We start from the raw sequence: 16217 nt of genomic DNA, 5'->3' as shown, positions 1-16217 counted from the left end.
ACCCGCTGGTAGACCGGCCGCACGGATCGGGCGGCACGGACAGCGAGGTGGCACGGAATGCGTACGGCTATCGCTTCCGCGGCGATGGTCGCCGGGCTGCTGGCGTCCCTCGCCCCCTCCCCGCCGCTCTCCCCCGCCGCGATCCCGGCCGATCTGCCGTCGTCGCCGATCCGGCTCGCCCTGGAGCGCCGGGAGGCGGCGGACGGCGGCACGACGTACGCGATCACGGTGCACAACACCTCCGGGGCCGACGCGCCGCACGGCCGGGTCACCCAACTCCTGCCCGCATCCATGGACTACGTCTCCGCGACCCCGCGGGCCGAGACGACCGGGCAGCAGGTGACCTGGGAGCTCATGCTGCCGGCGGGCACGAGCCGCGTGCTGAAGGTGACCGCCGTCCCCGACCGCACCGAACGGAACGGCCGGGATCTGCACGCCGCCGACACGGCCGGGAACGTACCGGCCTCCCGGCGCGCCGGGGACGGCGCGCCCGCGGCCGCCACCACGGTCTGCTTCCAGGGCGGCACCCGCGGCGAGTGGCTCACCTGCACCAGCGCCGACGACGAGTGGTCCCCCGAGCCCTGGGTCTCCTCCAACAAGGTCTACGCCGTCGGCAGCGCCGCCGCCGCGCTCCTCGTCGGCACCGCGGGCATCATCATCCTGCGCCGCCGCCGCTCCCGGGACACGGAGGACGACGGCACGCGGTGACGCGGGGGCGCTAGGTGGTGGACGCCACCTTCTGGGGCAGGCGGTAGGCGACCGTGCCGTACCAGGCGTACGAGACCGCGAAGCCGAAGGAGAGGCAGATGATCCCGCCCACCGCGTCCATCCAGAAGTGGTTCGCCGTGGCCATGATGACCAGCAGCGTCAGCGTCGGGTAGAGCACCCCGAGCAGCTTCACCCACAGCGGCTTGGCCAGCACGGCGATGGTGATGCCCGCCCACACCGACCAGCCCACGTGCATCGAGGGCATGGCGGCGTACTGGTTGGAGACGTTGGCGAGGTTGCCCTCGGACATCGAGCCCATCGTCTCGTGCACCCGCACGGTGTCGATGAAGTCCATGCCCTCCATCAGCCTCGGCGGCGCCAGCGGGAAGAGATAGTAGCCGACGAGGGCGAAGCAGGTGGTGATGGCGAGCGCGAGCCGCACGGCGGCGTAGCGGCCGGGCTGGCCGCGGTAGAGCCAGACGAGCACGCCGATGGTGACGATGTAATGGAGCGTGCCGTAGTAGTAGTTCATCGACACGACGAGCCAGGTGACGCCCTCGACGGCGTGGTTGAGCGAGCGCTCGAAGGCCAGCCCCAGGCTCTCCTGGAAGCTCCAGATGCGGTCCGCGTTCTTCAGCGCCTGCGCCTCCTGCTCGGGCACGGCGTTGCGGATGATGGAGTACGTCCAGTAGACGAGCGCGACGAGCATGATCTCGAACCACAGCCGCGGCGGGCGGGGCGAGCGCATCCGGTCGAGGAGGGCGCGCAGGCGCTGCCGGGAGGGGGGCGGGACTCTTCGGCTCTCGTCGGTGTCCGTATCGGTCGAGGAGACGGGTGTCCGCCGGTCCTGAAGAGTCCTCGCAATCTTCGCTGGCCGGGGTGCAAGGTCCCGGGAATACGACGCGCCCATGGGGAGACAGTTTGCCAGACGGAGAGGGGTCGTCAGATCATCCCCCGGTGCCGCATGGGGGCGGGTATCTCCTCCCCGGGCGGTAGGCGGCGGCGCGGCGCGGTTCGCCGCGGCCCCGGACGGGCCGGGGCGGGTCCCGCGCCGGATGGGGAGGAGCGGCGCGGGACCCGGTCCCCGGGGTGGTGCGGTCAGGCGACGGGCTGCAGCCAGCCGCTCAGCCGCACGGTGTCCTCGCCGTACGTACGGTCCAGCTCGCGCCGCAGCTCGGGGGTGGCGGCGACGACTTCGAGGGTGACGGCGTTGCGCACCGGGTCGACGGCGGAGCCGAGCATCCCCTCGACGTCCTTGTCGACCTGCCGCTGGACGCGCGCCAGCTCCTCTTCGGTGTGCTCGGCGCCGACGACGCACAGCGGGCCGTCCCAGACGCCGCGCAGCTCGCGCTCGGCGGCTTCGGGGCCGCCACCCTCACCGGCGGCGGCGAACCTGATGTTGACGATGTCGCCGTCGAGCCAGGAGCCGGCGTAGCCGGGCATCTTCTGGGCCTCGTCCAGCACCCGCTGCCGGTCGGCGGCGGAGCCGCCCGCGTCCTTCCCGCCCTTCAGGTCCGCGCAGGGCGTGTCGAAGTCCGGGGCGGGCTCGGACCCGTCCGGTCCGGCGCCCTCGCCGGCGGGCCGCGGCTTCTCGGCCAGGGTGAAGCGCTCGCCGTCCCAGGTGCCGACGAGCTCCAGCGGGTCGGTGTACGTGGTGTCCCTCGCGCGGTGCGCGCGTACGTCGTCCCAGTCCCAGCCGACGACGTCCGGGCCGCCGCACTGCGGCGGCATCGACTCGGCGAGCGTGCGGCAGAGCTGCGGGCCGTGCTCGCCGTTCGCCAGGACCGTGGCCTGGACGCGGTAGAGCCGGGCGGTGGGGTCGACGTCCCCGCGGCTGCCGTCGCCGGCGGACCCGGAGGCGTCCTCCGAGCCACAGCCGGCGGCCAGCAACGCGGTGGCGAGGGCGGCGGCGGTGACCGCCGAGGTGCGTAGGGGGGTCGTTCGGTTCATGTCTCTCGGACGGCGCCGCTCCGGATCGGGTTCCCCCCGGGGCCCGGCGCGCCCGGCCGTTCAGTCGTCGAACGCCGCGCGGATCAGCCGGGCCGTCTCGACGGCGTGCTCCTCGTCCCGGTATCCCGTCCGGGGCCAGAAGAAGCCTCGCAGGCCGTCCTTGCGGTTGCGCGGTACGACGTGGACGTGCAGGTGCGGCACGGACTGGCTGACCCGGTTGTTCATCGCGACGAAGGAACCCGCCGCGGCCATGCCCCGCTCCACGGCGCCGGTCAGCCGCCGGACCCGTACGAAGAAGGGGCCGATCTCGGGCTCCGGCAGATCGGTGAGGGTCTCCACGTGGTGGCGCGGGACGATCAGGGCATGGCCCGGGAAGAGCGGCCGGGCGTCGAGGAAGGCGACCGCCACCTCGTCCGCGAAGACGCGGTGACTGGGGAGTTCACCGCCGGCGATGGCACAGAAGGTGCAGTTCACCCCTCCAGTCAACACCGCTTCCGGGAGATCGCAGGGCACACGGCGGGCAGATGCAGCGCACGCGGCCGCAGTTCGGACAGACGGGCACAAGCACGTTCATGAGTCCCAATGTCCCCTTCCGGTATGAGGATTGCGTGAGAACCGCGTGCGTAATCGCTGAAGCCTCGGCCATTGACAGTGCCCGCGGCCCTGACTAAGTACCTCGGTTAACTGTTCGGTAACCACACGTGGGAGGCCCCGGTGCACGCTCGGCTCACGGTCCTGACCACCGTCGCGGCGCTCGCGCTCGGCCTGCTCGCCCCCACCGCCCTCGCAGGTCCGGCGGCGGAGTCCCCGCAGTCCGTACGGACCGGGCAGCCCCGCGGCGGCGACCGGACCGGCTGCGATCCCATCGGCCCCACGGACTGTCTGCTGCCCTTCCCCAACGACTGGTACACCGAGCCGGACCGCCGCACGGACACCGGCCGCCGGGTCGCCTTCGAGCCGTCCGCCATGCCCGCCAACGCCGCCGGCACCCGCATCGACCCCGCCGAGTGGAACCGCAGCGACGGCTTCTCGCCCGGCTCGATGATCCTGGCCCACGTGCCCGGCATCGACCTCGGCGAGACCGGCGCCGCGCCGCTCACCGACATCGGCGCCTCCCTCGACCGCGACGCGCCGATCGTGCTCCTCGACGCCGACACCGGCGAACGCCACCCCTACTGGGCGGAGCTGGACGCCAACGCCGCCGACCCGGCCCGCCAGGCCCTCGTCGTCCGCCCCGCGCGCAACCTCGAAGAGGGCCACCGCTACGCCGTCGCCCTGCGCCGGCTCAAGGACGCCGAGGGCCGCGCCCTCCCCGCCCCCGCCGCCTTCCGCCGGGTCGACGGCCCCGCGCTGCGCAAGGGCGACCCGCTCTACGAGCGCCAGCGCGACCACCGCCAGGTCCGGCGCGACCTCGACCGCGCCGGCGTCTCCTCCCGCGGGCTCCACCTGGCCTGGGACTTCACCGTCGCCAGCGAACGCAGCCTGAGCGAGCGGATGCTGCACATCCGCGACGACGCCTTCGCCGGCCTCGGCAAGGGCGTACCGGAGCATCTGGTGTACGAGGTGAAGGACCACCCCGCCGACGACCCCGTCGCCCGCACGGTACGCGGCGTCTACAACGTCCCCAGCTACCTCGACGCCCCCGGCGGCCCGCCCGGCTCCGGCTTCCACCGCGCCGGCGACGGCAAGGACGCGCTGCCCGCCCGGCTGCCCGGCAACAGCCAAGTGGTGCCGTTCCAGTGCGAGATACCGCGCGCCGCCCTCGGCGGCCCCGGCACGCGCGGCAAGGCGGCGCGGCCCGTCCTCTACGGCCACGGGCTCCTCGGCAACGAGACGCAGGTCGGCTCCCGTACGCAGCGCGAGCTGGCGGCCCGCGGCAACTTCGTCATGTGCGCCACGAAGTGGCAGGGCATGTCCGACGAGGACATCCCGTTCGTCGCGAGCACGCTGCAGGACCTCAGCCGCTTCCCCGCGGTCGCCGACCGGCTGCAGCAGGGCGTGCTCAACACCCTCTGGCTCGGCCGCCTCATGCGGCACGCGGACGGGCTCGCCGCGGACGGCGCCTTCCGCGGCGCCGGGGGCGCGAGCGCCATCGACGTCCGCGCCGGGCTCGGCTACGCCGGCCACAGCCAGGGCGGCATCATGGGCGGCATCTACACCGCCGTGGCGCAGGACAGCACGCGCTCCGTGCTCGGCGTCCCGGCGATGAACTACAGCACGCTGCTCAACCGCAGCGTCGACTTCGCACCGTTCCAGCAGATCCTGGACCAGGCGTACCCCGACAAGCTGCGGCAGCAACTCGGCTTCGCGCTCATGCAGATGCTCTGGGACCGCGGCGAGGCCAACGGCTACGCCCAGCACATGACGTCCGACCCGCTGCCGCGCACCCCGCGCCACCGGGTGCTGATGCACGTCGCGTACGGCGACCACCAGGTCTCCCCCACCGCCGCCGAGGTGCAGGCCCGTACGGTCGGCGCCCGCATCCACACCCCCGCGGTGGCCGACGGGCGCAACCCCGACGAGGAGCCGTACTGGGGGCTGCGGAAGCTGCGCTACCCGCACGCCGGTTCCGGGATGCTGGTCTGGGACAGCGGCAGCCCGTACCAGCCGCTGACGAACACCCCGCCCACCGAGGGCCGGGACCCGCACGGCGACCCGCGCGACGAGCCCGCGGCGCAGCGGCAGATGGCCGGCTTCCTGAACACCGGCAGGATCGTGGACGTCTGCGGCGACGCGCCCTGCACCGCCGCTCCGGCAGGGTGAGCCGCTGCCGGTGCGGGGGTGATCACCGTACGATCGGCGCATGACTTCGAGTGAGCAGAACACCCCGCCCGCCCGTAAGGACCCGTGGGCGCTGCCCGACGTCTCGGGCCTGGTCGTCGGCGTGCTGGGCGGCACCGGCGACCAGGGCCGGGGGCTTGCCTACCGGCTGGCGCGGGCCGGGCAGCGGGTCGTCGTCGGCTCCCGGAAGGCGGAGCGGGCCGAGGCGGCGGCGGCCGAGCTGGGCAACGGCGTCGAGGGCGCGGACAACGCCGAGTGCGCGCGGCGCAGCGACGTGGTGATCGTCGCGGTGCCGTGGGAGGGCCACGAGGCCACGGTGACGGCGCTGCGCACGGAGCTGGCGGGCAAGCTCGTCGTGGACTGCGTGAACCCGCTGGGGTTCGACAAGAAGGGCGCGTACCCGATCCGGCCCGCCGAGGGCAGCGCGGCCGAGCAGGCGGCGGCGCTGCTGCCGGAGTCGCGGGTGGCGGCGGCGTTCCACCACCTGTCGGCGGTGCTGCTCCAGGACCCGGAGGTGGAGCGGATCGAGACGGACGTGATGGTGCTGGGCGAGTCCCGGGAGGACACGGACACCGTGCAGGCGCTGGCCGGGCTGATCCCGGGGATGCGCGGTGTGTACGCGGGCCGGCTGCGCAACGCGCACCAGGTCGAGGCGATGGTGGCCAACCTGATCTCGGTCAACCGCCGCTACCGCGCGCACGCCGGGGTGCGGCTGACCGACGTCTGACGGCGGCCGGCAGAGGCCCCGGCGAGGTCCGAAGGAGGTCACGGCGACGTCCGGGGGCGGTGCGGGGCGGGTAGGGCGTGGGGGCACAATGGAGCCGCACGCCATACCCCCGAGGAGCCCGCCCCCATGCCGTCCGAGTCCCGCAAGACCCCGTCCCTCCTCGCGCAGTCCGGCCGGCTTGCCGTCTTCACCGCCGTGGTGTGCGTGCTGTCGGTGGCCGCGGCCGTGGTGTCCTTCGCGAAGGGCTACTGGATCGGGGCGGTCTGGGTGCTGCTGGCCGGGCTGTCGTCGAACATGACGTGGTTCTACGTACGCCGCGCGCGGCTGGCCCGCGACCGGGACCGGGGCCGGGCGAGCTAGCCGGGCGGCGCGCGGGTCAGGCCGTACGGCGGCGGCCCCAGCCGAAGAAGTACACGGCCGCGCCGAGCGAGACGGCGAAGACGCCGCTCGCGGTGATCGCGGGCCAGGCGTCGTCACCGCGGACGGCGGGGGCGCCCGGGGAGCCCATCGCAGGCGCGCGGCCGGGGTTCTTGCCGTCGCCGGTGGCGTGCGGCGCGTCTTCCTGTACGGGGACGGAGGCGGTCTGCGTCGCGGCGGGCAGCGCCACCGCCTCGGCGGGGGCGGTGACGGCCGCCCAGAGCAGCGGCGCGGCGAGGCCGGTGAGCAGCAGGCGGCGGCCGGGGTGTCCGGGGGGCATGGGCGGGGTTCCTCTCCACGGGGCCGGCGGGGGCCGACGGGTTGTTCTTCCGTCAGCGTCCACGCGGCCCCCGCCGGTGCCGTGTCGGCACGACGGCGGGCACCCGCATGCAGTTAATAAGATCACCGCATCGGCGCATCATCCCCGCGCCGGAGTGCCCGCCGCCCCCCGCGGGCTCAGTGGAAGCTGTGCTCCTCCGCCGGGAACGCCGCCGAGCCGACGTCCTCGGCGAAGGCCCTGGCCGCGTCGCCGAGGCTCTGCCGCAGTTGCGCGTACTGCTTGACGAACCGCGGCAGCTTGCCGCCGGTCAGCCCCGCCATGTCGGTCCAGACGAGCACCTGGGCGTCGGTGTCGGGGCCCGCGCCGATGCCGATGGTCGGGATCTCCAGCGACCGCGTCACCTCGGCGGCCAGCTCCGCCGGCACCAGTTCCAGCACCACCGCGAACGCGCCCGCCTCCTGCGCGGCCTTCGCGTCGCGCACCAGCCGGTGGGCGTCCTCGTCGGAGCGGCCCTGGACGCGGTAGCCCATGGCGTTGACGGACTGCGGGGTGAGGCCGAGGTGGGACATCACGGGGATGCCGGACTCCACCAGCAGCTCGGTCTGGCGCAGGGAGCGCTCGCCGCCCTCCAGCTTCACCGCGCCCACGCCGGCGTCCTTGACCAGCCGCGTCGCCGAGCGGAGCGCCTGGACCGGGCCTTCCTGGTACGAGCCGAAGGGCAGGTCTCCGACGACCAGGGCGCGCCGGGTGCCGCGGACCACGGCGGCGGAGAGCATCGTCATCTCGTCCAGCGTCACCGGCACGGTCGTGTCGTAGCCGAGGTGGACGTTGCCCATGGAGTCGCCGACCAGCAGCACGGGGATGCCGGCCTCGTCGAAGATGCCGGCGGTGGTCGAGTCGTACGCGGTCAGCATGGGCCACTTCTCGCCGCGCCGCTTGGCGGCGGCCAGGTCCCGGATCGTCACCCGGCGGCCGCGGTTGCCCCCGTCCCCGCCGTACAGCGCCGGGGCGGAATCGGCCCCGCCGGGCGTCTTGCGGGCATGCGAAACGTGCGTCATCGCAAACGCTCCTTCGTCATCTCGAGGCGCCCTGACGGCGTCCCCGGACCTCTTCCATGCTGGCACGCCGCACCGGCGAACGACACCCCGGCCCCGCCACGTGTGCGGAAGGTCGCATGCCCCCGCGTGTCGAAGCTTTGACCTGCACTTTCCCCCATGACCGCGCCTTCGCCGTGGCTTTGTGATACGAAACGGCGCCGTCTCGGAATGCAGGCTAGCGTGGTTTTCATGGACACCGCGCACCAGATCCCCCCGGCCGTCCACCGCCGCCGCTGGCTCATCCTCGGCGTCCTCGTCTTCAGCCTGCTCGTCGTCGTCCTCGACAACTCCATCCTCAACGTGGCGATGAAGACGATCGCCACCCCCGCCCCCACCGGCCTCGGCGCCAGCCAGAGCGAGCTGGAGTGGGCGATCGACGCGTACACCCTGGCCTTCGCGGGCCTGCTGTTCACCGCGGGCGTCCTGGGCGACCGGCTGGGGCGCAAGCGGGTGCTGCTGGGGGGCATGGTCGTCTTCGGCGTCGGCTCGGTGCTCGCCGCGTTCTCCTCCAGCCCGGCCGAGCTGATCGGCTTCCGCACCCTGATGGGGATGGGCGGCGCGTTCGTCCTGCCCGCCACGCTGGCGATCATCGTGAACGTCTTCGAGCACGACGAGCAGCCCCGGGCCATCGGCATCTGGGCCGGGGCCGTGGGCCTGGCCATCGCCATCGGGCCGATCACCGGCGGGGTGCTGCTGGAGCACTTCTGGTGGGGCTCGGTCTTCCTGGTCAACGTGCCGATCATCAGCGTCGCGCTGATCGGCATGGTGCTGGTGGTCCCCGACTCCAAGGACCCGGCCCCCGGCCGGATCGACCCCACCGGCGTACTGCTGTCCATCACGGGACTGGTGCTGATCGTCTACGGCGTGGTCCGGGGCGGCCAGCGCGCCGACTTCGGCGCCCCGGAGGTCTGGGGCACGATCCTCGGCGGCGCGGTCGTCATCGGGCTCTTCGTCTGGTACGAGCGCCGCAGCCGGCACCCGGCGCTCGACATCCGGTGGTTCCGCAACCCGCGGTTCTCGGCCTCGGTCGCCGTCATCGGCCTGGTGTTCTTCGCGCTCATGGGCGTGACGTTCTTCATGGTCTTCTACATCCAGAGCGTGCGCGGCCTGTCGCCGCTGGACTCCGGGCTGCTCCTGCTGCCGCTGGCCGTGGCGCAGTTGATCTTCGCGCCGCGGTCCCGGCTGGTGGTCGACCGGTTCGGCGCCCGGGCGGTGTGCACGACGGCGATGCTCGCCATCGCCGTCGCCTTCGCCGGCTTCCTGCTGCTGGACGAGTCGTCGCCGCTGTGGATCCTGGAGGTGCTGTTCTTCCTCATGGGCACCGCGATGGCGCACGTCATGCCGCCGGCCACCACCGCGATCATGCAGTCGCTGCCGCGCGAGAAGGCCGGCGCCGGCTCCTCGGTGAACAACACCTTCCGGCAGGTCGGCGGCGCCCTCGGGGTCGCCGTGCTCGGCTCGCTGCTGTCGTCGGTCTACCGCGGCAAGGTGACCCTGCCCCCGGGGGCGCCGAGCGCGGCCGGCGAGTCCATCGAGGCCACCCGCACCTTCGCGCAGAAGGCCGGCTCCGCCGGGAAGAAACTGATCCCGGAGGCCAACAACGCGTTCATCGACGCGATGCACGTGACGTCGCTGGCGGCGGCGGGCGCCGCGGTGCTGGGCGCGGTGGTGGCCGCGGCGTTCCTGCCGGCGAAGGACCGGGCGGGGCAGGGGCCGGCGGGGGACAGGGACAATGAGCCTTCCACGCGGAAGTAGCGGCGGGCGAAGGGCAGGCGGACGGCACGGTGGCTCTCAGGGAGCGGCACGGGGAAGGGCACGGGCGGCACCAGGACGGGCCGAACGAGGACGGCACGCGTGCCGGCGTACGGGACGAGGCGCCCGCCCCCGACGAGGCCGGCAGGCCGCCCGGACCGCCGAGGCCCCGGCGCGGCCGTCCCCGCAGCCAGGCCGTCGAACGTGCCATCACCGAGGCCGTGCTGCGCCTGGTCGGGGAGGGCGTCTCACCCGCCGAGCTGTCCATCGAGCGGATAGCCCGTACCGCGGGCGTCGGCAAGGCCACGATCTACCGCCGCTGGCCGGGCAAGGACGAGCTGCTGGCAGACGTGCTCGCCACCCTGGAGGGCCCGCCGCCGCCGCGTCCGCGCGGCGAGTCCGTACGCGACGACCTCGTCGCGCTCGTGGACTTCGTCCGCACCCACGCGCTCGACAGGCGCTCCGCCGCCCTGCTGCACCTCGCCCTCACCGAGGCCGGCACCCACCCCGCGCTCGCGCGCCGCTCCCAGGAGGCGGTCCTCGCGCCCCGCAGGGCCGCGGTACGGGAGGTGCTGCGCCGCGGCGTCGCGAGCGGGGAGCTGCGCGCCGACCTCGACCCGGAGCTGCTGACCGACCTGTTCACCGGACCCGTGCTGGCCCGCGCCGTGCTGTACCCGGGGCAGCCGCCGCCCGCCGGTTCCGCCGCGCGGATAGTCGACGCCGTGCTCGACGGCGTCCGTTCACCTGACCGATGAAATGTCCCGGTTTCGCTACGGTGACCTCCCGGCACGCCCCGTCCGCAACTCGCGGCGCCGTCCCGTTCGTCAGGTAAGGGGTAACGGGGGAAGACCGGCAAGTGCAGTGACGTGAGGAACAGCGCATGACGCACGTGGACATGGCGGAGACCGGGCGCAGCACCGGGACCGCGCACCCGGCCGCCCCCGCGGAGTCGCGCGCGGTGTACTGGCGCCGCCGGCTCCGCGAGGGCCTGGGCCCCGGCACCTGGCGCCGCGGCCTGGTGGTCGCCGCGCTCGCGCTGCTCGACGGCATCGTGATGATGGGCCACGCGGCGATCCCCAACCGGATCGGCAGCCTGGGCAGCCTCGTCGAGACGTTCCTGCCGTGGTTCGGTCTGGCCGTCCCGGTGCTGCTGGTGTGCGCGCTGTGGCGGCGGTCGCTGACCGCGATGTGTGCGCTGGTGCTGCCGGTGTTCGTCTGGTTCAACCTCTTCGGCGGGCTGCTCACCGACAAGTCCGGGGGCGGCGGCGACCTGACCGTCGTCAGCCACAACGTCGCCGAGGAGAACACCGACGCCGCCGGCACCGCTCGCAGACTGGTGGAGTCCGGCGCCGACGTGCTCGCCCTCCAGGAGGTCACGCAGGACAACAAGGCGGCGTACGAGGACGGGCTCGCGGAGGCGTACCCGTACCACGAGGTCGCGGGCACGGTCGGGGTGTGGAGCAAGCACCCGCTGTCGGACACCCGCCCCGTGGACATCCACATGGGCTGGACCCGCGCCCTGCGCACCACCGTCGCCACCGACGACGGCCCGCTCGCGCTCTACACCGCCCACCTGCCGTCCGTGCGGGTCAAGCTCGACGCGGGGTTCACGGCCAACCAGCGCGACGCGAGCGCCAACGCGCTCGGCGAGGCCATCAAGAACGAGCCGATCGACCGCGTGCTGCTCCTCGGCGACCTCAACGGCACGATGAACGACCGGGCGCTGGCGAACGTCACCTCGCAGTTGCGCTCCGCGCAGGGCGCGGCGGGCAGCGGCTTCGGCTTCAGCTGGCCGGCGGACTTCCCGATGGCGCGGATCGACCAGATCCTGCTGCGCGGCGTGGAACCGGTCAGCTCCGACGTGCTCGGCGAGACGGGCAGCGACCACCGCCCGGTACGGGCCTCCGTGGACCTGTGACCCCGCGGACGCCCGCCCGTCGGCCCGGCGGGTCGGGAAACCCGCCGAGCCCGTGAACGTGACCCGCAGGCTCCTGAGCAGGCCGGCCTCCAGCAGCTCGGGCTGCGAGCGGGAGGTGCCGTTCAGTCGGTGCGATGGTGTTCGGCGTTGATGCGCTGGGCTTCTTCGAGTTGGTCTTCCAGGATCACGATGCGGCAGGCGGCCTCGATGGCCGTGCCGCCGTCGACGAGTTCGCGGGCGCGGGCGGCGATGCGCAGTTGGTAGCGGGAGTAGCGGCGGTGACCGCCTTCGGAGCGCAGGGGGGTGATCAGGCGGTGTTCGCCGAGGGCCCGGAGGAAGCCCGGGGTGGTGCCGAGCATCTCGGCGGCCCGGCCCATGGTGTAGGCGGGGTAGTCGTCGTCGTCGAGACGGCCGAACGAATCATCTGCTGTCATCGCACCTCTTGGTGACATACATGGAATGCGTCGAGGGGCCCTGGTGCCAGCTGGCACCAGGGCCCCGAAGGAACTGCTACACCATCTGCCGGCCTTGACACAGCGCCGGCATTCTCTTTCCGCGGACCCGGGCAGCACGCTGCCGGGGGCGCGGGGATCGCGGTTGCTTGACCGGAGACCACCTCACTATCGATGTCCTGCGGTACCCGGGCCCAGACATGTGCCCGGGCGATCCTGATGGTGCCTGGCTCCTCCGTTTCTTCCCTCTGGGATCAATCACTTACTTACTGCCGGTGATGCGAACTGCACTTCCGTACTGCGGTACCACTCACGGCGGCCCTTGATCATTGCGGGCCACCCGGTCCGGTCGTCAGTCCCGTCGCCTTCCTGCCACAATCCTGGCTCCGAAACTCCACCACCGCACCGTCCTGCTTACTGCTGGCCGGCAGTTCATCCTCTGCCAAGCCTCTTTGACTTCTGGCTACAAGAGAAACCATACCCACACCGGCACCCGATGTCTACTCCGGCGAGAGGAGGTTTTCGCCTTCCGGACGGTCAGACAACCGAACTCAGGCAGTGACGGTCAACGGCGCTACGCTCCGCTCTGCGCCCTCCGCGCCTGTATCCGGCCGCACGAGGGAACGTGGAGCAGCAGGTCACGAAGCACAGGTCGTCCGCCGCCAGGACATCCCCGGCCCGTAGCCGGAGAAGGCCGCCCCGCGGCAGCCGACCGCGGACGTGGACGGAGCGGAGCGGAGCGGGGCGGGGCGGGCGTTACGCGGTCGGCCGCCGGACTGGTTACGCCCGCTCCCGCCAGCGGTTGGTGATCGGCAGCCGGCGGTCCTTGCCGAAGCCCTTCGGGGAGATCTTCGTGCCCGGCGGGTACTGCCGGCGCTTGTACTCCGCCGTGTCGACCATCCGCAGCACCCGCTCCACCAGCTCCGGGTCGTGCCCGCGCGCGACGATCTCCGCGCTGCCGTGGTCGCGGTCCACGTACAGCTCCAGGATCGCGTCGAGCACGTCGTAGTCGGGCAGGGAGTCGGTGTCGAGCTGGTCGGGGCGGAGTTCGGCGCTGGGCGGCTTGGAGATGGAGTTCTCCGGGATCGGCGGGATCTCGTTGCGCTCGGCGGCGGCCGCGTTGCGCCACTTCGCGAGCCGGAAGACGACCGACTTGTAGACGTCCTTGATCGGGCCGTACGCGCCGACCGAGTCGCCGTAGAGCGTCGAGTAGCCCACGGCCAGCTCGCTCTTGTTGCCGGGGGCCAGCACGAGCGGGCCCTCCTCGTTGGAGACGGCCATCAGCAGCGTGCCGCGCAGCCGGGACTGCAGGTTCTCCTCGGCCAGGCCGGTCAGCCCCAGGGACTCCATGTAGGCGTCGAACATCGGGCCGATGGGGACGCTGCGCAGGTGCAGCCCGGTGCGGCGGGCGAGTTCCGCGGCGTCGTCGCGGGAGTGCTGGGAGGAGTAGCGCGACGGCATGGAGATGCCGTACACCTGGTCCGCGCCGAGCGCGTCGCAGGCGACGGCGGCGACGAGGGAGGAGTCGATGCCGCCGGAGAGGCCGACGAGGACGGAGCCGAAGCCGTTCTTCTCGACGTACGCGCGCAGCCCCGTGACCAGCGCCTTGTACATCTCCTCCTCGTCAAGGAGGCGCTCGGCGACGGTTCCCGCGTACCGGCGCGGATACGGCGCGACGGGCTCCGCCGACAGCGTCACGTGCTCGATGCGCAGCCCGTCGTCGGCGATGCCGGCCGGCGGCTGCGCCGCGGCGGCGGGCAGGTCGAGGTCGACGAGCAGGCACTCCTCGGTGAACTGCGCGGCGCGCGCGACGACCTCGCCGCGCGCGTCGACCACGATCGAGTCGCCGTCGTAGACCAGCTCGTCCTGGCCGCCGGTCATCGCGACGTACGCCGTCGTGCAGCCCGCCTCCTGGGCGCGCTTGCGGACCAGCTCCAGTCGGGTGTCGTCCTTGTTCAGCTCGTACGGCGAGGCGTTGACGGTGACGAGGAGACCGGCACCGGCGATCCGCGCGGAGGGCACCCGGCCGCCGTCCTGCCACAGGTCCTCGCAGATGGCCAGCGCGACGTCGACGCCGGCGACGCGGACGACGGGCATGGTCTCGCCGGGGACGAAGTAGCGGAACTCGTCGAAGACGCCGTAGTTGGGCAGGTGGTGCTTGGCGAAGGAGAGGGCGACCTCGCCGCGGTGCAGCACGGCCGCCGCGTCCTTGGGGGAGCCCGCGGGCCGGCCGAAGCGGTGGCGCTCGTCGCTGCGGTCGAGGTAGCCGACGAGCACGGGGGTCTCCCCCAGGCCCTCGGCGGCCAGCCGCCCGGCGAGCGCGCGCAGCGCGGCGCAGGACGCCTCGACGAAGGAGGAGCGCAGGGCCAGGTCCTCGACGGGATAGCCGGTCAGCACCATCTCGGGGAAGGCCACGAAGTGCGCGCCGCGGTCGGCCGCGTGCCGGGTCCAGCGGACGACGGCGTCGGCGTTGCCGGCGAGGTCCCCGACGGTGGCGTCGATCTGATTCAGCGCGAGGCGTAGTTGAGGCACGGGCCCATTTTATCGTCTCTCTGACGCAATACCGTGCCCGGGACCCGGCGGCCCGCGTCACAGAATGTTCGCCCAGATTTGTGACCCGACCCAGTTCACCGGTCACGCCCGGATGGGCATCGTGACGCGGGCACCCCTTCGCCCGTACGAGCCACCGACCCCGGACCGGGAGGACCCCCCATGGAGCGCCGCTCGTTTCTCCGCGCAGTGACCGCAGGCACCGGCGCCGTCGCCGTCACCGGCGGACTCTGGCACGCCGCCGCGACCCCGGCGGCGGCCGCCGCGGCGGACAGCCCGTACGGACCGCTGCTGGCCCCCGACGCCAACGGGCTCGCACTGCCCCGGGGCTTCACGGGCCGGGTCGTCGCCCGCTCCACCCGCGCGGTCGGCGGCCTCACCTGGCACGGCGCGCCGGACGGCGGCGCGTGCTTCCCCGACGGCGACGGCTGGATCTACGTCTCCAACTCCGAACTCCCGCTGATCGGCGGCGTCTCCGCGCTCCGCTTCGGCCCGGACGGCACGGTGACGGCGGCCCGCCGCATCCTGGACGGCACGAACCTCAACTGCGCGGGCGGGGCGACGCCGTGGAACACGTGGCTGTCGTGCGAGGAGACGTACCGCGGCAAGGTCTACGAGACGGACCCGTACGGCAACCGCTCGGCGTCCTCGTACGGGGCGATGGGCCGCTTCAAGCACGAGGCGGCGGCGTGCGACACGGACCGCCGGGTCGTCTACCTCACGGAGGACGAGGACGACGGCTGCTTCTACCGCTTCACGCCGGCTTCCTGGGGAACGTGGGGCGCGCTGTCGTCGGGCCGCCTCGACGTGCTGTGCGACGCGGGCGGCGGCGCGGTGGAGTGGCGCGAGGTCCCGGACCCGGACGCGCCGTGGCCCTGGGAGCAGACCCGGACACAGGTCGGCGAGGCGCTGCACTTCGACGGCGGCGAGGGGTGCTACTACTCACCGCAGGCGGGCGTCTGCTACTTCACCACGAAGGGCGACAACCGCGTCTGGGCCTACGACGCGGGCGCCAACGCCCTCGCGGTGGTCTACGACGCGGACGAGCCGCTGGGCACGGTCGACAACATCACGGGCCGCGCGGGCGGCGACCTGTACGTCGCCGAGGACGGCGGCAACATGGAGATCAACATCATCACCCCCACGGGCACGGTGGCCCCGGTGGTCCGCATCGACGGCCACCCGGAGTCGGAGATCACGGGCCCGGCGTTCTCCCCGGACGGCTCACGGCTGTACTTCTCGTCGCAGCGGGGCGAAAGCGGCTTCGTGGCAGGCACGGACGGAGTGACGTACGAGGTCCACGGCCCCTTCCGCGGGTAGCCCTGCCGGGGGTGCGGGGTGGGGACCCCGGAGCCGGACCCCTGCGGCGGGTGGCCGAGCGCTTCCCCTGCGCGCTTGGCAGCCGTGGCAACCACCAGGGCAGCCAGGGGTCTGGGGGCGAAGCCCCCGCAGGGGTCCGGGGGCGAAGCCCCCGCAGGGGTCTGGGGGCGAAGCCCCCGCAGGGGTCTGGGGGCGAAGCCCCCGCAGGGGTCTGGGGGCGAAGCCCCCGCAGGGGTCTGGGGGCGAAGCCCCCGCAGGGGTCTGG

General features: G+C 73.2%; 15 protein-coding genes. 8 read left to right on the top strand and 7 right to left on the bottom strand.

The features are described from left to right. Positions 1-57 precede the first annotated feature (57 nt). Positions 58-708, top strand: coding sequence for a DUF11 domain-containing protein (locus ABGA99_RS08875; protein WP_347575344.1), 651 nt, complete (start codon positions 58-60; stop codon positions 706-708). A 10-nt stretch (positions 709-718) separates the two neighbouring features. On the opposite strand, the gene ABGA99_RS08870 is transcribed toward ABGA99_RS08875, so the two are convergent. From ABGA99_RS08870 to ABGA99_RS08860, 3 genes are all read right to left on the bottom strand, one after another. Further along, positions 719-1456: a phosphatase PAP2 family protein gene (locus ABGA99_RS08870; RefSeq protein ID WP_347575343.1), complete on the bottom strand. Its 738-nt coding sequence runs from the start codon at positions 1454-1456 to the stop codon at positions 719-721. A 350-nt stretch (positions 1457-1806) separates the two neighbouring features. Beyond that, positions 1807-2658, bottom strand: coding sequence for a hypothetical protein (locus ABGA99_RS08865; protein ID WP_347575342.1), 852 nt, complete (start codon positions 2656-2658; stop codon positions 1807-1809). A 60-nt stretch (positions 2659-2718) separates the two neighbouring features. Beyond that, positions 2719-3132 (bottom strand): HIT family protein, encoded by a 414-nt coding sequence (locus ABGA99_RS08860; RefSeq protein ID WP_347575341.1) that lies wholly within the window; start codon positions 3130-3132, stop codon positions 2719-2721. 240 nt (positions 3133-3372) lie between these two features. Here ABGA99_RS08860 and ABGA99_RS08855 point away from each other — a divergent pair, with 240 nt between their 5' ends. The 3 genes from ABGA99_RS08855 to ABGA99_RS08845 all read left to right on the top strand — a co-directional run bounded on the left by ABGA99_RS08855 (position 3373) and on the right by ABGA99_RS08845 (position 6526). Further along, positions 3373-5421 carry a hypothetical protein gene (locus tag ABGA99_RS08855; protein WP_347575340.1) on the top strand — a complete coding sequence of 683 codons (2049 nt, stop codon included), beginning with the start codon at positions 3373-3375 and terminating at the stop codon, positions 5419-5421. Positions 5422-5461: 40 nt separating this feature from the next. Then, the gene (gene npdG / locus ABGA99_RS08850) at positions 5462-6166 is read left to right on the top strand and encodes an NADPH-dependent F420 reductase (RefSeq protein ID WP_347575339.1); all 705 of its coding nucleotides are present in this window, start codon (positions 5462-5464) and stop codon (positions 6164-6166) included. Positions 6167-6292: 126 nt separating this feature from the next. After that, positions 6293-6526, top strand: coding sequence for a hypothetical protein (locus tag ABGA99_RS08845; RefSeq protein ID WP_347575338.1), 234 nt, complete (start codon positions 6293-6295; stop codon positions 6524-6526). 16 nt (positions 6527-6542) lie between these two features. On the opposite strand, the gene ABGA99_RS08840 is transcribed toward ABGA99_RS08845, so the two are convergent. Beyond that, positions 6543-6863 (bottom strand): hypothetical protein, encoded by a 321-nt coding sequence (locus ABGA99_RS08840; protein ID WP_347575337.1) that lies wholly within the window; start codon positions 6861-6863, stop codon positions 6543-6545. A 176-nt stretch (positions 6864-7039) separates the two neighbouring features. Then, positions 7040-7921 carry a 3-methyl-2-oxobutanoate hydroxymethyltransferase gene (panB, locus tag ABGA99_RS08835; RefSeq protein WP_347575336.1) on the bottom strand — a complete coding sequence of 294 codons (882 nt, stop codon included), beginning with the start codon at positions 7919-7921 and terminating at the stop codon, positions 7040-7042. A gap of 228 nt (positions 7922-8149) precedes the next feature. Here panB and ABGA99_RS08830 point away from each other — a divergent pair, with 228 nt between their 5' ends. The 3 genes from ABGA99_RS08830 (at position 8150) to ABGA99_RS08820 (ending at position 11630) form a co-directional block, all read left to right on the top strand. Further along, on the top strand, positions 8150-9715 hold the full coding sequence (locus ABGA99_RS08830) for an MFS transporter (RefSeq protein ID WP_347575335.1): 1566 nt from the start codon (positions 8150-8152) through the stop codon (positions 9713-9715). A gap of 29 nt (positions 9716-9744) precedes the next feature. Continuing rightward, the gene (locus ABGA99_RS08825; protein WP_347575334.1) at positions 9745-10467 is read left to right on the top strand and encodes a TetR/AcrR family transcriptional regulator; all 723 of its coding nucleotides are present in this window, start codon (positions 9745-9747) and stop codon (positions 10465-10467) included. 125 nt (positions 10468-10592) lie between these two features. Next, a complete protein-coding gene (locus ABGA99_RS08820; RefSeq protein ID WP_347575333.1) occupies positions 10593-11630 on the top strand; it encodes an endonuclease/exonuclease/phosphatase family protein in 1038 nt (345 codons plus the stop codon). A 122-nt stretch (positions 11631-11752) separates the two neighbouring features. Here the strand turns inward: ABGA99_RS08820 and ABGA99_RS08815 are convergent, their stop codons facing one another. Both ABGA99_RS08815 and ABGA99_RS08810 read right to left on the bottom strand, forming a co-directional pair. Beyond that, complete coding sequence (locus ABGA99_RS08815) at positions 11753-12064, bottom strand: MerR family transcriptional regulator (protein WP_347575332.1); 312 nt, start codon at positions 12062-12064, stop codon at positions 11753-11755. Between the two features lie 798 nt (positions 12065-12862). Next, entirely contained in the window at positions 12863-14614 is a 1752-nt protein-coding gene (locus ABGA99_RS08810; protein WP_347575331.1) for an NAD+ synthase, read from the bottom strand. A gap of 180 nt (positions 14615-14794) precedes the next feature. On the opposite strand from ABGA99_RS08810, the gene ABGA99_RS08805 reads away from it, so the two are divergent. After that, positions 14795-15952: an alkaline phosphatase PhoX gene (locus tag ABGA99_RS08805; protein ID WP_347575330.1), complete on the top strand. Its 1158-nt coding sequence runs from the start codon at positions 14795-14797 to the stop codon at positions 15950-15952. Positions 15953-16217 lie beyond the last annotated feature (265 nt).

The organism is Streptomyces sp. B5E4 (assembly GCF_039871555.1).
Lineage (GTDB): Bacteria > Actinomycetota > Actinomycetes > Streptomycetales > Streptomycetaceae > Streptomyces.
The sequence above is the reverse complement of the archived record's forward strand: the minus strand, read 5'-3'. Positions and strand labels throughout refer to the sequence as shown.